Source organism: uncultured Stenotrophomonas sp., from assembly GCF_963519125.1.
Lineage (GTDB): Bacteria > Pseudomonadota > Gammaproteobacteria > Xanthomonadales > Xanthomonadaceae > Stenotrophomonas.
The window spans coordinates 15,953-31,414 of sequence record NZ_CAUQLJ010000023.1; the positions used below are offsets into that span (position 1 = coordinate 15,953).

Genomic DNA, 15,462 nt, shown 5'->3' on the forward strand with positions numbered 1-15,462 from the left:
GAAGGCCGGGTTGCCCCGGCCTTCGCGCGTCATCGGTTCATCGTCAGATCTGCTCGGCAGGCCCGGCGATCGGCGGCAACGGACGGGCGTCGCCACCCTTGTCGTTGTTGCTGCCACCGTCCTTGTTGGACTTGCCCCAGCCGGCCGGCGGCGGCGGATCGCGGCCTTCCATGATGGCGTCGATCTGCGGCGCGTCGATGGTCTCGTACTGCAGCAGCAGCTGGGACATCGCGTGCAGCTTGTCCAGGTTGGCCGTCATCAGCTCGGTGGTGCGTGCGTAAGCCTCGTCGAGGATGTTGCGCACTTCCTCGTCGATCCGGCGCGCGGTGTCGTTGGACACGCTCTTGTGCTGGGTGACCGAACGACCCAGGAACACCTCGTCGTCCTCTTCGCCATAGGCGATCGGGCCGAGCTGGTCGGAAAGGCCCCACTTGGTGACCATGTTGCGGGCCATCTTGGTGGCGCGTTCAATGTCATTGGAGGCGCCGGTGGTGACCTTGTCGGCACCGAAGATCAGCTCCTCGGCCACGCGGCCGCCGTACAGCGAGCACAGCTGCGACTTGATCGCCACGCGGTTCATCGAGTACTTGTCGCCTTCCGGCAGGTACATGGTCACGCCCAGCGCGCGGCCGCGCGGGATGATGGTGACCTTGTAGACCGGATCGTGCTCGGGCACCAGGCGGCCGACGATGGCGTGGCCGGCCTCGTGGTAGGCGGTGAGCGTCTTTTCTTCCTCGCTCATGGCCATGGAACGACGCTCGGCACCCATCAGGATCTTGTCGCGGGCACGATCGAAGTGCTCCATGCGCACTTCCTTCTCATTGCTTCGCGCGGCAAACAGGGCTGCCTCGTTGCACAGGTTGGCAAGGTCCGCGCCGGAGAAGCCCGGGGTACCACGGGCAATCACCATCGGCTCGACGTCGTCGGCCAGCGGCAGCTTGCGCATGTGCACCTTGAGGATCTGCTCGCGGCCCTTGACGTCGGCCAGCCCGACCACGACCTGGCGGTCGAAGCGGCCCGGCCGCAGCAACGCCGGATCCAGCACGTCCGGACGGTTGGTGGCGGCGATGACGATCACGCCCTCGCCTCCCTCGAAGCCGTCCATTTCGACCAGCAGCTGGTTCAGGGTCTGCTCGCGCTCGTCATGACCGCCGCCCAGGCCGGCGCCACGGTGGCGGCCGACAGCGTCGATTTCGTCGATGAAGATGATGCACGGGGCCTGCTTCTTGGCCTGCTCGAACATGTCGCGGACGCGGCTGGCGCCGACGCCGACGAACATTTCCACGAAGTCCGAACCGGAAATCGAGAAGAACGGCACCTTGGCCTCGCCCGCGATGGCGCGGGCCAGCAGGGTCTTGCCGGTACCCGGCGGGCCGACCATCAGCACGCCGCGCGGGATCTTGCCGCCCAGCTTGGTGAACTTGGTCGGGTCGCGCAGGAAGTCGACCAGCTCGCCGACTTCTTCCTTGGCCTCGTCGCACCCGGCGACGTCCGCGAAGGTGACCTTGATCTGGTCTTCGCCCTGCAGCTTGGCCCGCGACTTGCCGAAGGACATCGCGCCCTTGGCCCCGCCGCCACCGCCCTGCATCTGGCGCATGATGAACAGCCAGAAGCCGATGATCAGGATCACCGGGAGGAAATTCATCAGGATCGCGCCCAGCGAGATGCCGCTGGAAGGCTCCTCCTGGACGATTTCCACGTTCTTGCCGCGCAGCACGTTGATCAGGTCGCGATCCATGGGCGCGTTGATGGTGGCCGACTGGCCGCCCCGGGTGGTGTAGGTCAACTGGTTGGTGCCGCTGCGCAGGTCGCCGCTGAAGGTGACCTTCTGCACGTTGCCGCTGTCCACCTGGTCCAGGAACTGCGAATAGGTCGAGCCCTGGGCGCCAGCGCCGGAGGTCTTCGGCGAGAAGCTCTGGAACACCACCATGAGCACCACGGCGACGACCACCCACAGCAGGAGGTTCTTGGTCAAGTCGTTCATCCTCATTGGCTCCGGTGTTCCTCTAATGCCTGACGCTATTGGTATGGTTGAGCTTACTTGATCTGGGCGCGTTTGCCCTGCCCCAGGGCATACACCTCGGGCGAGCGCTTACGGGACGCTTCAGGCTTGCGGATCACGACCTTGTCGAACCGGCGGCGCATCTCGCGCACATAGTCGTCAAAGCCCACGCCCTGGAACAGCTTGATCAGGAACGCGCCACCCGGCTTGAGATGGTTGTCGGAAAACTCCATCGCCAGCTCCGCCAGGTGCATCATCCGCGGCTGGTCGACCGCGTCCACTCCACTCTTATTGGGGGCCATATCCGAGAGCACAAGGTCTACCGGCGTATCCCCGAGCATGGCTTCAAACTGCGATAGGACGGCCTGCTCCCTGAAGTCGCCGTGAAGGAACTCGACCCCGGCCAGCGGCGGCATCTCCAGGATGTCCAGGGCCAGCACCCGGCCTGTGTCGCCGATCTGGCGCCGGACCTGCTGCGACCAGCCCCCGGGAGCAGCGCCGAGGTCGACCACCACCATGTGTGGCTTCAGCAGCCGGTCGCGTTCGAGCAGCTCCTCCAGCTTGTAGGCCGCGCGCGAGCGCATGCCCTCGGCCTGGGCCTTCTTCACGAAGGGGTCGGCGAAGTGTTCTTTCAACCAGCGTTGACTGCTTTTGCTGCGGGAAGCCATTGGAAATAGGGCCGGACGGGGTGGTCATGATACCCTGATCGCCCCAGTTAACCGCTTGTTCCTGAATGTCTACCCAGCTCACCTCCTCCCAGACCCGCTTCCTCCGCGGCCAGGCCCATGATCTGAAAGCCGTGCTGCAGATCGGCGGCAAGGGGATCACGCCGGCGTTCCTCGCCGAGCTGAACGAGGTGCTGGAGCGCCATGAACTGGTCAAGGTCAAGGTCGGTGCGGAAGACCGCGACACCCGCGACGCGATGATCGCCGAGCTGGTCCAGGCCACCGAAAGCGCGCTGGTGCAGCGCATCGGCCATGTCGCCGTGCTGTACCGCCCCAGCAAGGAACAGCGCCAGATCGTGCTGCCGCGCGGCTGAGCCCTGCATGCAGCTGCACCACGAAATTCCGGACTTTGCTTTCGCCTTCCGCTCCGTAGGCGGAAGCTCGGCGGTTCTCGAAGACCGCGAGCAGGTGCGCCTGCGTGAGCTGGACCAGAGCTTCATCGTGACCCCGACCCTGCTGGAGACCTGGCAGGCTCCCGCCACGGTGGCCGGGTTGACGCTGGAGCATCTGGCGCCGGTGCTGGACCTGAAGCCGGAACTGGTGATCCTCGGGGTCGGCAGTACCCAGCAGTTCCCGCCGGCGAAGGTCATGGCGGAGTGTCTGTCGCGGGGCATCGGCCTGGAGGCGATGACCAATACGGCCGCCGCGCGGACCTTCAACCTGCTGGCCAGCGAGGGCCGCAATGTGGCTGCTGCGATGTTGCTGGCAGGCTGAAAATAGTTGATTTCGTTCAGAAAAGGCTGCCATCGGCAGCCTTTTCTGTGTCTCGTCGCGCGATTATCTCGGCGGCAGGTACAGCAGCGGATCCACCGGCTTGCCGTTGTAGCGGATCTCGAAGTGCAGCATGTCGCGGGTGGTGCCGGTGCGACCCATTTCAGCGATCTGTTCGCCGGCCTTGACGCTCTGCCCTTCGTTGACCAGGCGCTTGCGGTTGTGGCCGTAGGCCGACAGCCACTGGTCGTTGTGCTTGATGATGATCAGCTCGCCGAACCCGACCAGGCCGGCACCGGAGTACACCACCACGCCTGCCGCGGTCGCGCGCACCGGCTGGCCGCTGCTGCCGGCGATGTCCACGCCCTGCTTGGTGACGTCGGCGCCGACGAAGCGGCCCACCAGGGCACCATCGGCCGGCCAGCGCCAGCTGATGTTGCTCTTGATCGCGGTGGTCGGCGACGGCGTGGGTGTCGGGGTCGGCGCAGTACCGCCAGGACGCGGCGCGGTGACCACGGTGGTCGGTGCGCGGCCGGCGCTGCCGCCCGGGTACAGGCGCAGGGTCTGGCCCGGGTAGATCGTGTATGGCTCGGACAACCCGTTCCAGGCGGCCAGGTCGCGCGGGGTGATGTTGTGGATGCGTGCCAGCGCGTACAGCGTGTCGCCCCGGCGCACGACTGCGGTCTGGCCCGGCTTGGCTACCGAGGTCTGCGGCGTGCTGTGCGCGGTACGCCCGCCCGACGGCTTGACCACGGTGGCGGTGCCGCAGGCGCTCAGCGTGGACACCACCAGCAGCAGCGCGGCGAGGCGCGCGCCCCCGTTCAAACGATCAGCACTCATGCGAACTTCGACCTCCATACAAGCCAGGCCACCAGAGCGACCACCAGTACGGTGGCGATCCAGCCCAGCGGTTCAATCCAACGCCGCAGCGCCGCTTCGGCACGTGCGCCACCGATGCGGATCACCGCAGCCAGCACGTACACGCGCTTGCCGCGACCGATCAGCATGCTCAGGAAATACTGCGGCAGTGGCACGCCGACGATACCCGATGCCCAGGTGAAGACCTTCATCGGGATCGGCATGAAACCGCCCAGCACCAGGAAGGTGAACACCGCCCACGGCGACTCGGCCATCTTGGCCTGCACGATGGCGATGCCGCCTTCGATGCTGGTCAGCATGCCCATCGCCGCGAACAACGGTTTGATCGCTTCGAACGCGTAGTGGCCCAGTGCGTAGCCAACCAGCGCACCCACCATCGAGCCGGCGAGGCTGAGCGTGGCGAACCACCAGCCGCGCTTGGGCTGGGCCACGCACATCGGGGCCAGCATCACCTCGGGCATCACCGGGAAGATGATCGCCTCGATGAAGCTCAGCACCGTCAGGTAGGTCGGGGCGCGCTCGTGCGCGGCCCACTTCATTGCCCGCTCGTACAGCGGACCGAAAATCTTCATGACGCAACGCTCCTTGGAATCAGTCCAGCATGCCAGACAGCAGCGGCACGAACGTGACCGGCGCCAGTACCTGTTGTTCGACGCTGCCGTCTTCGCGACGGGTCAGCTGGATCAGCGACTGCGCCCCGGGCCCGCCTACCGGCGCGACCAGGCGCCCGCCCACGGCCAGCTGCTCGATCAGTGCGTCGACCAATGCAGGTGCGGCGGCGGTGACCACGATGGCATCGAACGGGCCATGTTCGGCCCAGCCGACGCGGCCGTCGTCATGCTTGCTGCGGATGTTCATGCCCAGCGCGCGGAAGCGCTTGCGCGCCTGGCGCAGCAGGTCGCCGATGCGCTCGACGGTGTACACCTCCAGGCCCAGCGCGCCGAGTACGGCTGCCTGGTAACCCGAACCGGTGCCCACTTCCAGCACGCGCTTGGGAGCCGACTGCAGTACGGCTTCGGTCATCCGCGCCACCACCCACGGCTGCGAGATGGTCTGGCCGTGGCCGATCGGCAGGGCGGTGTCTTCGTAGGCGCGCGAGGCCAGCGCCTCGTCGATGAACAGGTGGCGCGGCACCACCCGGATCGCGTTGAGGGTGGCTTCGTCGGCGATGCCGCTTTCGCGCAGGCGTTCGACCAGGCGGTCGCGCACGCGCTGCGAGGTCATGCCGATCCCGACCGCTTCGGGTTGCAGGCGCAGGCGCTGGCTCATGCCGGACGGTCCAGCGCGGCGGTCAGGCCGCCGACCCAGCTGGCGACCTTTTCCAGCGCCTGGTAGCGGGTCAGGTCCACCTGGATCGGAGTGATCGAGATGTAGCCGTTGCGCACCGCGTGGAAGTCGGTGCCCGGGCCGGAATCCTGTTCGCGCCCTGCCGGGCCGATCCAGAACACCTCATTGCCGCGCGGATCGCGCTGGGCAATGCAGCCTTCGGCACGGTGGCGGTTGCCCAGGCGGGTGACTTCGAAGCCACGCACCTCCGCCCACGGCAGGTCGGGCACGTTGACGTTGAGGATGGTGTCGGCCGGCAGCGGGTCCGCCTTGAGACGCGTCACGATTTCCACGGCGGCGCGCGCGGCGGTCTCGAAATTGCGCGGGTCGTGGTTGTGCGAGACCAGCGACATCGCCACTGCCGGCAGGCCGAGGAAACGCCCTTCCATCGCCGCCGAGACGGTGCCGGAATAGATGACGTCATCGCCCAGGTTGGCCGCGTTGTTGATACCCGACACCACGATGTCCGGGTCGTACTCGAGCATGCCGGTCAGGGCCAGGTGCACGCAGTCGGTCGGGGTACCGGCCACCGAGCAGGTGTAGTGGTCGATCCGCTTGACCCGCACCGGCAGGTCCAGGGTCAGCGAATTGCTGGCACCGGAACGGTCGCGGTCGGGGGCGACCACCATCACGTCGTGGCCCGCCTCGCGCAGGACCGTGGCGAGCATCCGGATGCCCGGCGCGTCGACGCCATCGTCGTTGCTGACCAGGATCCGCATCGGGGTTTTAACCGCTTGATTGTTCAAGACTTCATTTCCATCACTTTCCAGCGTTGGCAGGGCCGGCCTTCACCCGTTCCGGGATCACCGACCGCGCAAGTGCGTCAGCTATTGTGCCGCAAGCGGGCAGATCGGCCTACCCCGCCGGGAGGTAGGCAGGGCCGATTCAGGGCATTAGGCTGTACGCATGTCACATCCTGAAGACGAAGATCCGGCGGCGCTGTTCCGCGCGGCCATCGGCGAGGTCACGCCGCTGCGCAAACCGGTCGCCGCGCCGCCGGCCACGCCCCGGCCGAAGCCGCGCGCGCGGATGGCCGAACAGGACGAAGACGCGGCACGCGGAGAGTTCGCCCGGCTGCTGCGCGACAGCAGCCCGCTGGAGGCCGGCGACACCGCCAGCTACCGGCGCGACAACCTGCCGGCGCGGATGTTCCAGCGGCTCAAGCGTGGCCAGTATTCAGTGCAGGACGAGCTGGACCTGCACGGCGCCACCGTGGCCCAGGCCGAGACCCTGCTGCGCCAATTCCTGCTGGAGGCGCACGCGCACGAGCATGGCTGCGTGCGCATCATCCACGGCAAGGGGTTGCAGTCCGACGGCGGTGCGCCGGTGCTGAAGAACCTGGTGGACCGGTTGCTGCGCCAGCGTAATGACGTGCTGGCGTTCCATTCCGCGCCGGCCGGGCAAGGCGGCACCGGCGCGGTGTTGGTGTTGTTGGCGAACCGGTGAATCGCGATGCGGTAGAGCCACGCCCTGCGTGGCTGCGCGGTCATTCCGAAGCCGACACCCCGGCAACATCATTCACCGGCCCGAGCTCATGCAACACCGCCGTCGCATAGCACCCCGGCGGCAAGGCAAAGGTCAGCTCCAGCACATCCGCTTCCAGCCACCGCTGCTGCAGGTTCGCCGGCCGCAGCCGCAGCGCGCGCCGTTCCTGCTTCAATCGTGCGCCTTCCAACCCCGCACGCAGCTGCAGCGACTGTTCATCGCTGATCGCCCCCAGCTCCAGCGCGGCGGCGGCGCCGCTGCTGCGCAGCTCGCCTTCGCCCCACAACGGGCCGCTGGGGTGGATGTCGAACCGGCCCAGGCGGTCGGCGAGCAGGTCGGTCCACGGCTCGGGCCCGAACACGCTGCGGCTGCCGTCCAGCATCCACACCTCGCCGTCCAGCGGGGTGTCCCAGTTGCCCTGCGCAACGCGCTCGGCCAACACCTGGTTGAACAGCGCCGAACGCGCGGCCGACAACAGCAATGAACGCTGGTCCGGACGCATCCGGCGCCCACCGAACATCGCCAGCGCGGCCGGCACGTTGCCGCCGTCGCGACCGAAGCGCTGCTCGCCGAACCAGTTCGGCAGGCCGCGCGCGGCGATCAGCGACAGGCGCTCGTCGATCGCCTTCGCATCGCCCTGCACGTTGCGCAGCACCAGCCGGAACCGGTTGCCGGCCAGCGCGCCGCGCTGCAGCTTGCGGTTGTGCCAGGTGGAATCGAGTACCTCCACCTCATCCGAGGCCAGCGCCGCGATGTCCGGCGCGACGCGCTTGGGCAGGTGCACGCTGAAGCGTTGGGTGGTGACCGCATGGCGGTCCTTCATCCCGGCAAAGCTGACCCCCATCTCCGGCAAGCCTGCCCACTTCGCCAGCAGTTTGGCCACGTGCACGGTGTTGGCGCCGCGCTTGCGAATGGTCAACAACAGGTGCTCGCCCTCCCCGCTCGGCTCGAACGCGGGCAGTTCGTCGACCTGGAAATCCTCGGGCGTGGTGCGGATGTCGGCGCGCAGCAACGGCGCGCCGAACGCCAGCGGCAGCGGAATCACAGCGCCACCAGCAGCACGACGGCCTGGGCGGCGATGCCTTCGCCGCGCCCGGTGAAGCCAAGCTTCTCCGAGGTAGTGGCCTTGACGCTCACGGCATCGAGCGCGATTCCAAGTATTCCGGCAATGCGCTCGCGCATCGCCAGCGCATGCGGCCCGACCTTGGGGCGCTCGCAGATCACGGTGATGTCGGTGTTGCCGACCTGCCAGCCGCGGTCGCGCAGCAGGCTGTTGCAATGCTCCAGGAAGCGGCTGCTGTCGGCGTCCTTCCAGCGCATGTCCGACGGCGGGAAGTGCTGGCCGATGTCGCCCAGCGACAGCGCGCCGAGCATGGCATCGCACAGCGCATGCAGGATCACGTCGCCGTCGCTGTGGGCGAGCACGCCGCAGCTGTGGTCGACGCGGATACCGCCGAGCATGATGTGGTCGCCCTCGCCGAAGGCGTGGACGTCATAACCCTGGCCGATACGGACGGGCGGAAACGGGGTGTTCATGGCAAAAAACCTGCGGTAATGGGCGACGCGCGGCGGACTCAGGCCCCGCGGCGCCACAGCTCGAATTCGAATCGGGACAGATCGGCCGGGGTGGTGACCTTGAAGTTGTCTTCGTTGCCCTCGACCAGCAACGGACGCAGCCCCTGACGCTCCATCGCCATGGCCTCGTCGGTCACTTCCACGCCGGCCGCAGATGCGTCCTGCAGTGCCCGTGCCAGCTGGTGACGACGGAACAGCTGCGGGGTCAGCGCGCGCCACAGGCGCGCGCGGGGCTCGGTAGCGTCGATGCCGCCGTCGTCGCCGGCGCGCTTGAGGGTGTCGCGCACCGGCGCGGCGAGGATCGCTCCGACCGGATCGTTGCGCCCCACTTCGAGCAGGCGGCCCAGGTCGGCGGCAGCCAGATTGGGCCGCGCGGCGTCGTGGACCAGCACGAAATCGTCGGCACGCACGCTGTCGGGCAGCGCGTGCAGCCCGGCCAGCACCGATTCGGCGCGGGTCGCACCACCGGTGCAGGTCAGGATCGGCTTGTCGGCCAGCGACTGCCAGCCCGGCCAGTCGGCGTCATTTTCGGCGATCACCACCATCACCCCGGCCACGACCGGGTGCGAGAGCAGCGCTTCCAGGGTGTGTGCAAGCAGCACCCGGTCGCCGGCGACCAGGTACTGCTTGGGCACCGGCCCACCGAAACGGGTGCCACGGCCAGCGGCCGGGACGACGGCCCAGACACTGCCCATCAGGGCACTTCCTGATGGGGCGCGTTCGGGTCGGCCACCTGGGTGAGTGCGCGCGGTGCGGCCACCGGCGCGTTTTCGACCACGCGGTAGAACGTTTCGCCGGGCTTGATCATGCCCAGCTCGCTGCGCGCGCGTTCCTCGATGGCGGCCTCGCCTTCCTTGAGGTCCTTGACCTCGGCAGCGAGCGCGTCATTGCGCTGCTGCAGGCCTTCGTTGTCGCGCTTCTGGGCTTCGACCTGGGCTTCGAGCGTCATCACTTCTCCCGAATTGCCCGGGCCGAACCAGAAGCGGTACTGCAGCCATGCCAGCAGTACCGCGAGCACCAGCAGCAGCCAGCGCCAGTTGCGCATGCGGGTCAGCGCTTCAGCGAAACGAACGCGTCACGCCCGGCGTAACGCGCGCCGGCACCGAGGGCTTCCTCGATGCGCAGCAGCTGGTTGTACTTGGCCACGCGATCGCTGCGGCACAGCGAGCCGGTCTTGATCTGGGTGGCGGTGGTGGCCACTGCGATGTCGGCGATGGTGGTGTCTTCGGTTTCGCCCGAACGGTGCGAGACCACCGCGGCATAACCGGCGCGGTCAGCCATGGCAATCGCTTCCAGGGTTTCGCTCAGGGTGCCGATCTGGTTGACCTTGATCAGGATCGCGTTGGCGGTGCCCGAGTCGATGCCTTCCTGGAAGATCTTCGGGTTGGTCACGAACAGGTCGTCACCGACCAGCTGCACCTTCTTGCCGATGCGGTCGGTCAGCAGCTTCCAGCCGGCCCAGTCGTTCTCGGCCAGGCCGTCCTCAATCGTGATGATCGGGTACTGCGCGGCCCAGTCGGCGAGGAAGTCGACGAACTGCTCGGAGGTCAGGCGCTTGTTCTCGCCGACCAGGTTGTACTTGCCATTCTCGAAGAATTCGCTGGAGGCCACGTCCAAGCCCAGCAGCACGTCTTCACCGGCGGTGTAGCCGGCCTTGCCGATTGCTTCAAGGATGGTGTCCAGCGCTTCGACGTTGCTGCGGAAGTCCGGTGCGAAGCCGCCTTCGTCGCCAACCGCCGTGCTCAGGCCGTGGCCCTTCAGCACCGACTTCAGCGAATGGAAGATCTCGGTACCGGCGCGCAGCGCTTCGGAGAACGAGGTGAAGCCGACCGGCAGCACCATGAACTCCTGGAAGTCGACATTGTTGTCGGCATGCGCGCCGCCGTTGATGATGTTCATCATCGGCACCGGCAGGGTCACGTCGCGGCCCTGGGCCAGGTACTGCCACAGCGCCTGCTTGTTCGACGCAGCCACGGCGTGGGCGTTGGCCATCGAAACACCGAGCAGCGCGTTGGCGCCAAGGCGGCCCTTGTTCTCGGTGCCGTCCAGGTCGATCAGGCGGCGGTCCAGGCCTTCCTGGTCGGCTGCGTCGAAGCCCTTCAGCGCCGAGGCAATGGTGGTGTTGACGTTGTTGACCGCGTTGCGCACGCCCTTGCCCAGGTAGCGGGTCTTGTCGCCATCGCGCAGCTCGACCGCTTCCTTGGTGCCGGTGGATGCACCCGACGGTACGGCGGCGCGGCCGAACGAGCCGTCCTCCAGGGTGACTTCGGCTTCCAGCGTGGGGTTGCCACGGCTGTCGAGGATTTCACGGGCGTGGATGCTGCGGATCGCGGTCATGGCGGGCCAATTTCCAGTCGGTAAGGGGAACACGCCGCCCTCTGGCGGCGCGTGAAACATGCTTCGGGATTATGCAGCAGTTCGGCTTGCTTTTCGCTGGCGTGCCGCGCTGATGAAGCCGATGAACAGCGGGTGGCCGTCGCGCGGGGTGGACAGGAATTCCGGGTGCGCCTGGCAGGCGAGGAACCACGGATGCTGGTCGCGCGGCAGCTCGACCACTTCGACCAGGGTGTCGTCCATCGACTTGCCGGCGATCACCAGGCCGGCATCTTCCAGCTGGGTGCGGTAGCGGTTGTTGAACTCGTAGCGGTGGCGATGGCGCTCGGAAACCACGTCCTTGCCGTACAGCTCGCGGGCCAGCGTGCCCGGCTTCAGGCGCTGCTCCTGCAGGCCCAGGCGCATGGTGCCACCCAGGTCGCTCTTGTCGTCGCGCTTTTCGACATCGCCGGTGGCGGTGCGCCATTCGGTGATCAGGCCGATCACCGGGTTCGGCGACTGGCGGTCGTTCTCGGTGCTGTTGGCGCCTTCCAGGCCGACCACGTTGCGGGCGTAGTCCACCACCGCCGCCTGCATGCCGTAGCAGATGCCGAAGTACGGCACGTGCTGCTCGCGGGCGAACTTCGAGGTCAGCACCTTGCCTTCGAAACCACGGTCACCGAAGCCACCCGGCACCAGGATGCCGTCGACATCGGCCAGTGCACCCATGTCGGTGCCTTCCAGGTCCTGTGCTTCCAGCCACTTCAGGTTGACCTTGGTGCGCTGGCGCAGGCCGCCATGCTTGAGCGCTTCGCCGACCGACTTGTAGGCGTCCTGGTGATCGACGTACTTGCCGACCACGGCGATGGTCACTTCGTCCAGCGGATGCAGGGTCGCGTCGACCGCGTCCTCCCACATCGACAGGTCGACCGGGCCCGCCTTGTCGGCCAGCTTCAGCTGGTTGACCACGATTTCGTCCAGGCCCTGCGCGTGCAGGCCCGACGGAATGCGGTACAGCACGTCCACGTCCGGCACGCTGATCACCGCGCGCTCGGAAACGTTGGTGAACTGGGCGATCTTGCGGCGCTCCGAATCCGGTACAGCCTGCTCGGAGCGGCACAGCAGCACGTCCGGCTGGATGCCGATCGAGCGCAGTTCCTTCACCGAGTGCTGGGTCGGCTTGGTCTTCAGCTCACCGGCGGCGCCGATGTACGGCACCAGGGTGAGGTGCATGAACAGCGCCTTCTCCGGGCCACGCTCGGTGCGCACCTGGCGGATCGCCTCCAGGAACGGCAGCGACTCGATGTCGCCGACGGTACCGCCGATCTCGACCAGCGCCACGTCGTAGCCTTCGGTGGCTTCGTCGATGCAACGGCGGATTTCATCGGTGATGTGCGGAATGACCTGCACGGTCGCGCCCAGGTAGTCGCCGCGGCGCTCCTTGCGGATCACGTTCTCGTAGATGCGGCCGGTGGTGACCGAGTTCTTGCGGCTCAGGCGCGTGCGCACGAAACGCTCGTAGTGGCCCAGGTCGAGGTCGGTTTCGGCGCCGTCGTCGGTCACGTAGACCTCGCCGTGCTGGAACGGGCTCATGGTGCCGGGGTCGACGTTGATGTACGGGTCGAGCTTCATCATCGTGACCTTCAGGCCACGGGCTTCGAGGATGGACGCCAGCGAGGCGGCGGCAATGCCTTTGCCAAGCGAGGAAACCACGCCGCCGGTTACGAAGATCAAGGGAGTCATGGCTGGAGGTGTCCTGTCAGGAAGGGGGAAACGACGCCGGCGCGGGGGGCGACGGACGACGTGAAAGGGAAATCGGAGGAGATCGGGGCGGCGGCGGATGGTTCACGCGCCGGGGCATCCTGCGAGGTCGGGAGGGCCGTGCCGGTCGCCGAGGGGACCGTCACCTGTTGCCTGCCCTGCGGGCGGTCGCGCACGACCGGACCCGTCCATTCGCTGATGGATGACACGTACTGCTCCCGGAAAGCCATAGTTTACAGATTGAAGCGCCCAAGCCCAAGGGGCAGGAACGAAGACGCCCCGGCAAGCCGGGGCGTCGGGGGGGCCGTGAAGCGGGTTCAGCGCTTCTTCTTGGCCTCTTCTTCCTCTTCCTGCTGCGGCGCCTGCTGGCCCTTGGCCTTCATCTCGGCGGTGGCAGCGGCGCGGCGCTTGGCCTTGGCGTCGGCTTCGGACTGGGCCTTGGCCTCGGCCTGGTCGCCCTGCTGCGCGGTGGACTGGCCCTGTCCGGCGTTCTGGGCCATGGCCAGCGGCACGGCCACGACGGCGGCGGCAATGGCGACGATGGTCAGGAACTTCTTCATGGGGAGGTCTCCTCGCTATGGCTGGGGTGGTACGTGGCCATTCTATCGCGGGCAGTTCGGCCGGGCCCTGAACGTGTGGCGTGCAAAAAAGCTGCCCAGACCGCAAACTTCGCCGTCGCTTTGCGCTTTCTGAAGACCGATGAACACCCGTTATAACGCCGCCGATATTGAAGTCCTGTCTGGCCTGGACCCGGTCAAGCGCCGCCCTGGCATGTACACCGACACCGCCCGCCCGAACCATCTGGCGCAGGAAGTGATCGACAACGCCGTGGACGAGGCCCTGGCTGGGCACGCCCGGACGGTCGAGGTCACCCTGTACAGGGACGGCAGCTGCGAGGTCAGCGATGACGGCCGCGGCATGCCGGTGGACATCCACCCGGAAGAGAAGATTCCCGGTGTGGAGCTCATCCTGACCCGGCTGCATGCGGGCGGCAAATTCAGCAACAAGAACTACACCTTCTCCGGCGGCCTGCACGGCGTGGGCGTGAGCGTGGTCAATGCGCTGTCGACGCTGGTGGAAGTGCACATCAAGCGCGAGGGCAGCGAGCACCGCATCACCTTCCGCAATGGCGACCGCGCCACGCCGCTGGAAGTGGTGGGCAGCGTCGGCAAGAAGAACACCGGTACCCGGGTGCGCTTCTGGGCCGACCCGAAGTACTTCGACACGCCCAAGTACAACCTGCGGGCGCTGCGCCACCTGCTGCGCGCCAAGGCGGTGCTGTGCCCGGGCCTGACCGTGAAGCTGCGCGACGAGGCCACCGACGAGCAGGACACCTGGTATTTCGAGGACGGCCTGAGCGATTACCTGAAGGCGGAGCTGGGCGAGCGCGAGATGCTGCCGGCGCACCTGTTCGTGGGCTCGCTGAAGAAGGACACCGAGGTGGTGGACTGGGCGGTGGCCTGGCTGCCGGAAGGCGAGCTGGTGCAGGAAAGCTACGTCAACCTGATTCCCACTGCCCAGCACGGCACCCACGTCAACGGCCTGCGTACCGGCCTGACCGAGGCGCTGCGCGAGTTCTGCGACTTCCGCAACCTGCTGCCGCGTGGCGTCAAGCTGGCCCCGGAAGACGTGTGGGACCGCGTGTCGTTCGTGCTGTCGCTGAAGATGACCGACCCGCAGTTCAGCGGTCAGACCAAGGAACGCCTGTCCTCGCGCCAGGCTGCAGGCTTCATCGAAGGCGCCGCCCACGATGCCTTCAGCCTGCTGCTGAACCAGAACGTGGAACTGGGCGAGAAGATCGCCCAGATCGCCATCGAACGCGCCAGTGCGCGCCTGAAGACCGAAAAGCTGGTCGTCCGCAAGAAGGTCACCCAGGGCCCGGCCCTGCCCGGCAAGCTGGCCGACTGCATCAGCCAGGACCTGTCGCGCACCGAGCTGTTCCTGGTGGAGGGTGACTCGGCAGGCGGCAGCGCCAAGCAGGCTCGCGACAAGGACTTCCAGGCGATCCTGCCGCTGCGCGGCAAGATCCTCAACACCTGGGAAGTGTCCTCCAACAGCGTGCTGGCGTCGGAAGAAGTGCACAACCTGGCCGTGGCCATCGGCTGCGACCCGGGCAAGGACGACATTGCCGGCCTGCGCTATGGCAAGGTCATCATCCTGGCCGACGCGGACTCCGACGGCCTGCACATCGCTACCCTGCTCACCGCGCTGTTCCTCAAGCACTTCCCGGCGCTGGTCGATGCCGGCCACGTGTTCGTGGCGATGCCGCCGCTGTTCCGCGTGGACGTGGGCAAGCAGGTGTTCTACGCGCTGGACGAGGAAGAAAAGCGTTCACTGCTGGACAAGATCGAGCGTGAGAAGATCAAGGGCCAGGTCAATGTGACCCGCTTCAAGGGCCTGGGCGAAATGAATCCGATGCAGCTGCGCGAGTCGACGATCCACCCGGATACGCGCCGCCTGGTGCAGCTGACCATCGACGACGGCGAGCAGACCAGCGCGCTGATGGACATGTTGCTGGCCAAGAAGCGCGCCGGTGATCGCAAGCAGTGGTTGGAGAACAAGGGCGACCTGGCTTCTTTGGAAGTCTGAGGAATGCGAAAAACCCGCTTCGGCGGGTTTTTTGTTGGGTGCGTGATTGCCTGCCATCGGCCGCATTCTGGGTTGCACGCGATCCGTAGGGCCGGG

Annotated in this window: 17 protein-coding genes; 4 read left to right on the forward strand and 13 right to left on the reverse strand. The window is 66.9% G+C overall.

Annotation, left to right across the window (positions count from 1 at the left end):
• Positions 1–43 precede the first annotated feature (43 nt).
• Complete coding sequence (gene ftsH / locus RYM47_RS16505; protein ID WP_315389280.1) at positions 44–1,984, reverse strand: ATP-dependent zinc metalloprotease FtsH; 1,941 nt, start codon at positions 1,982–1,984, stop codon at positions 44–46.
• A gap of 53 nt (positions 1,985–2,037) precedes the next feature.
• Positions 2,038–2,670 carry a 23S rRNA (uridine(2552)-2'-O)-methyltransferase RlmE gene (gene rlmE, locus RYM47_RS16510; RefSeq protein ID WP_315389282.1) on the reverse strand — a complete coding sequence of 211 codons (633 nt, stop codon included), beginning with the start codon at positions 2,668–2,670 and terminating at the stop codon, positions 2,038–2,040.
• A gap of 65 nt (positions 2,671–2,735) precedes the next feature.
• On the opposite strand from rlmE, the gene yhbY reads away from it, so the two are divergent.
• The gene (gene yhbY / locus RYM47_RS16515) at positions 2,736–3,041 is read left to right on the forward strand and encodes a ribosome assembly RNA-binding protein YhbY (RefSeq protein WP_315389284.1); all 306 of its coding nucleotides are present in this window, start codon (positions 2,736–2,738) and stop codon (positions 3,039–3,041) included.
• Positions 3,042–3,048: 7 nt separating this feature from the next.
• On the forward strand, positions 3,049–3,441 hold the full coding sequence (locus RYM47_RS16520; RefSeq protein WP_315389286.1) for an MTH938/NDUFAF3 family protein: 393 nt from the start codon (positions 3,049–3,051) through the stop codon (positions 3,439–3,441).
• A gap of 63 nt (positions 3,442–3,504) precedes the next feature.
• Here the strand turns inward: RYM47_RS16520 and RYM47_RS16525 are convergent, their stop codons facing one another.
• The 4 genes from RYM47_RS16525 to surE are packed head-to-tail and all read right to left on the reverse strand — an operon-like array spanning position 3,505 to position 6,362.
• The gene (locus RYM47_RS16525; protein WP_315389287.1) at positions 3,505–4,278 is read right to left on the reverse strand and encodes a peptidoglycan DD-metalloendopeptidase family protein; all 774 of its coding nucleotides are present in this window, start codon (positions 4,276–4,278) and stop codon (positions 3,505–3,507) included.
• Complete coding sequence (locus RYM47_RS16530; RefSeq protein ID WP_315389289.1) at positions 4,275–4,889, reverse strand: YqaA family protein; 615 nt, start codon at positions 4,887–4,889, stop codon at positions 4,275–4,277. Before RYM47_RS16530 ends, RYM47_RS16525 begins: the two co-directional genes overlap by 4 nt.
• 19 nt (positions 4,890–4,908) lie before the next feature.
• On the reverse strand, positions 4,909–5,586 hold the full coding sequence (locus RYM47_RS16535; RefSeq protein WP_315389291.1) for a protein-L-isoaspartate(D-aspartate) O-methyltransferase: 678 nt from the start codon (positions 5,584–5,586) through the stop codon (positions 4,909–4,911).
• Positions 5,583–6,362, reverse strand: a complete 780-nt coding sequence (gene surE, locus RYM47_RS16540) for a 5'/3'-nucleotidase SurE (RefSeq protein ID WP_070207270.1) — start codon at positions 6,360–6,362, stop codon at positions 5,583–5,585. The genes RYM47_RS16535 and surE overlap by 4 nt, the downstream gene beginning before the upstream one ends.
• Positions 6,363–6,549: 187 nt before the next feature.
• Between surE and RYM47_RS16545 the strand changes: the two genes are divergently transcribed.
• Positions 6,550–7,089, forward strand: a complete 540-nt coding sequence (locus RYM47_RS16545; RefSeq protein ID WP_102945786.1) for a Smr/MutS family protein — start codon at positions 6,550–6,552, stop codon at positions 7,087–7,089.
• Between the two features lie 40 nt (positions 7,090–7,129).
• On the opposite strand, the gene truD is transcribed toward RYM47_RS16545, so the two are convergent.
• The 7 genes from truD to RYM47_RS16580 all read right to left on the reverse strand — a co-directional run bounded on the left by truD (position 7,130) and on the right by RYM47_RS16580 (position 13,337).
• A complete protein-coding gene (gene truD / locus RYM47_RS16550) occupies positions 7,130–8,173 on the reverse strand; it encodes a tRNA pseudouridine(13) synthase TruD (RefSeq protein ID WP_315389293.1) in 1,044 nt (347 codons plus the stop codon).
• A complete protein-coding gene (ispF, locus tag RYM47_RS16555; protein ID WP_315389295.1) occupies positions 8,170–8,664 on the reverse strand; it encodes a 2-C-methyl-D-erythritol 2,4-cyclodiphosphate synthase in 495 nt (164 codons plus the stop codon). Before ispF ends, truD begins: the two co-directional genes overlap by 4 nt.
• A 38-nt stretch (positions 8,665–8,702) precedes the next feature.
• Positions 8,703–9,401: a 2-C-methyl-D-erythritol 4-phosphate cytidylyltransferase gene (ispD, locus tag RYM47_RS16560; RefSeq protein WP_315389345.1), complete on the reverse strand. Its 699-nt coding sequence runs from the start codon at positions 9,399–9,401 to the stop codon at positions 8,703–8,705.
• The gene (ftsB, locus tag RYM47_RS16565; RefSeq protein ID WP_315389297.1) at positions 9,398–9,748 is read right to left on the reverse strand and encodes a cell division protein FtsB; all 351 of its coding nucleotides are present in this window, start codon (positions 9,746–9,748) and stop codon (positions 9,398–9,400) included. Before ftsB ends, ispD begins: the two co-directional genes overlap by 4 nt.
• A gap of 5 nt (positions 9,749–9,753) precedes the next feature.
• Positions 9,754–11,040, reverse strand: coding sequence for a phosphopyruvate hydratase (eno, locus tag RYM47_RS16570; protein ID WP_315389299.1), 1,287 nt, complete (start codon positions 11,038–11,040; stop codon positions 9,754–9,756).
• A gap of 69 nt (positions 11,041–11,109) precedes the next feature.
• Complete coding sequence (locus RYM47_RS16575; RefSeq protein ID WP_315389301.1) at positions 11,110–12,759, reverse strand: CTP synthase; 1,650 nt, start codon at positions 12,757–12,759, stop codon at positions 11,110–11,112.
• 335 nt (positions 12,760–13,094) lie between these two features.
• Positions 13,095–13,337 (reverse strand): hypothetical protein, encoded by a 243-nt coding sequence (locus tag RYM47_RS16580; RefSeq protein WP_102945792.1) that lies wholly within the window; start codon positions 13,335–13,337, stop codon positions 13,095–13,097.
• 139 nt (positions 13,338–13,476) lie between these two features.
• Here RYM47_RS16580 and parE point away from each other — a divergent pair, with 139 nt between their 5' ends.
• Positions 13,477–15,366, forward strand: a complete 1,890-nt coding sequence (parE, locus tag RYM47_RS16585; RefSeq protein ID WP_315389302.1) for a DNA topoisomerase IV subunit B — start codon at positions 13,477–13,479, stop codon at positions 15,364–15,366.
• Positions 15,367–15,462 lie beyond the last annotated feature (96 nt).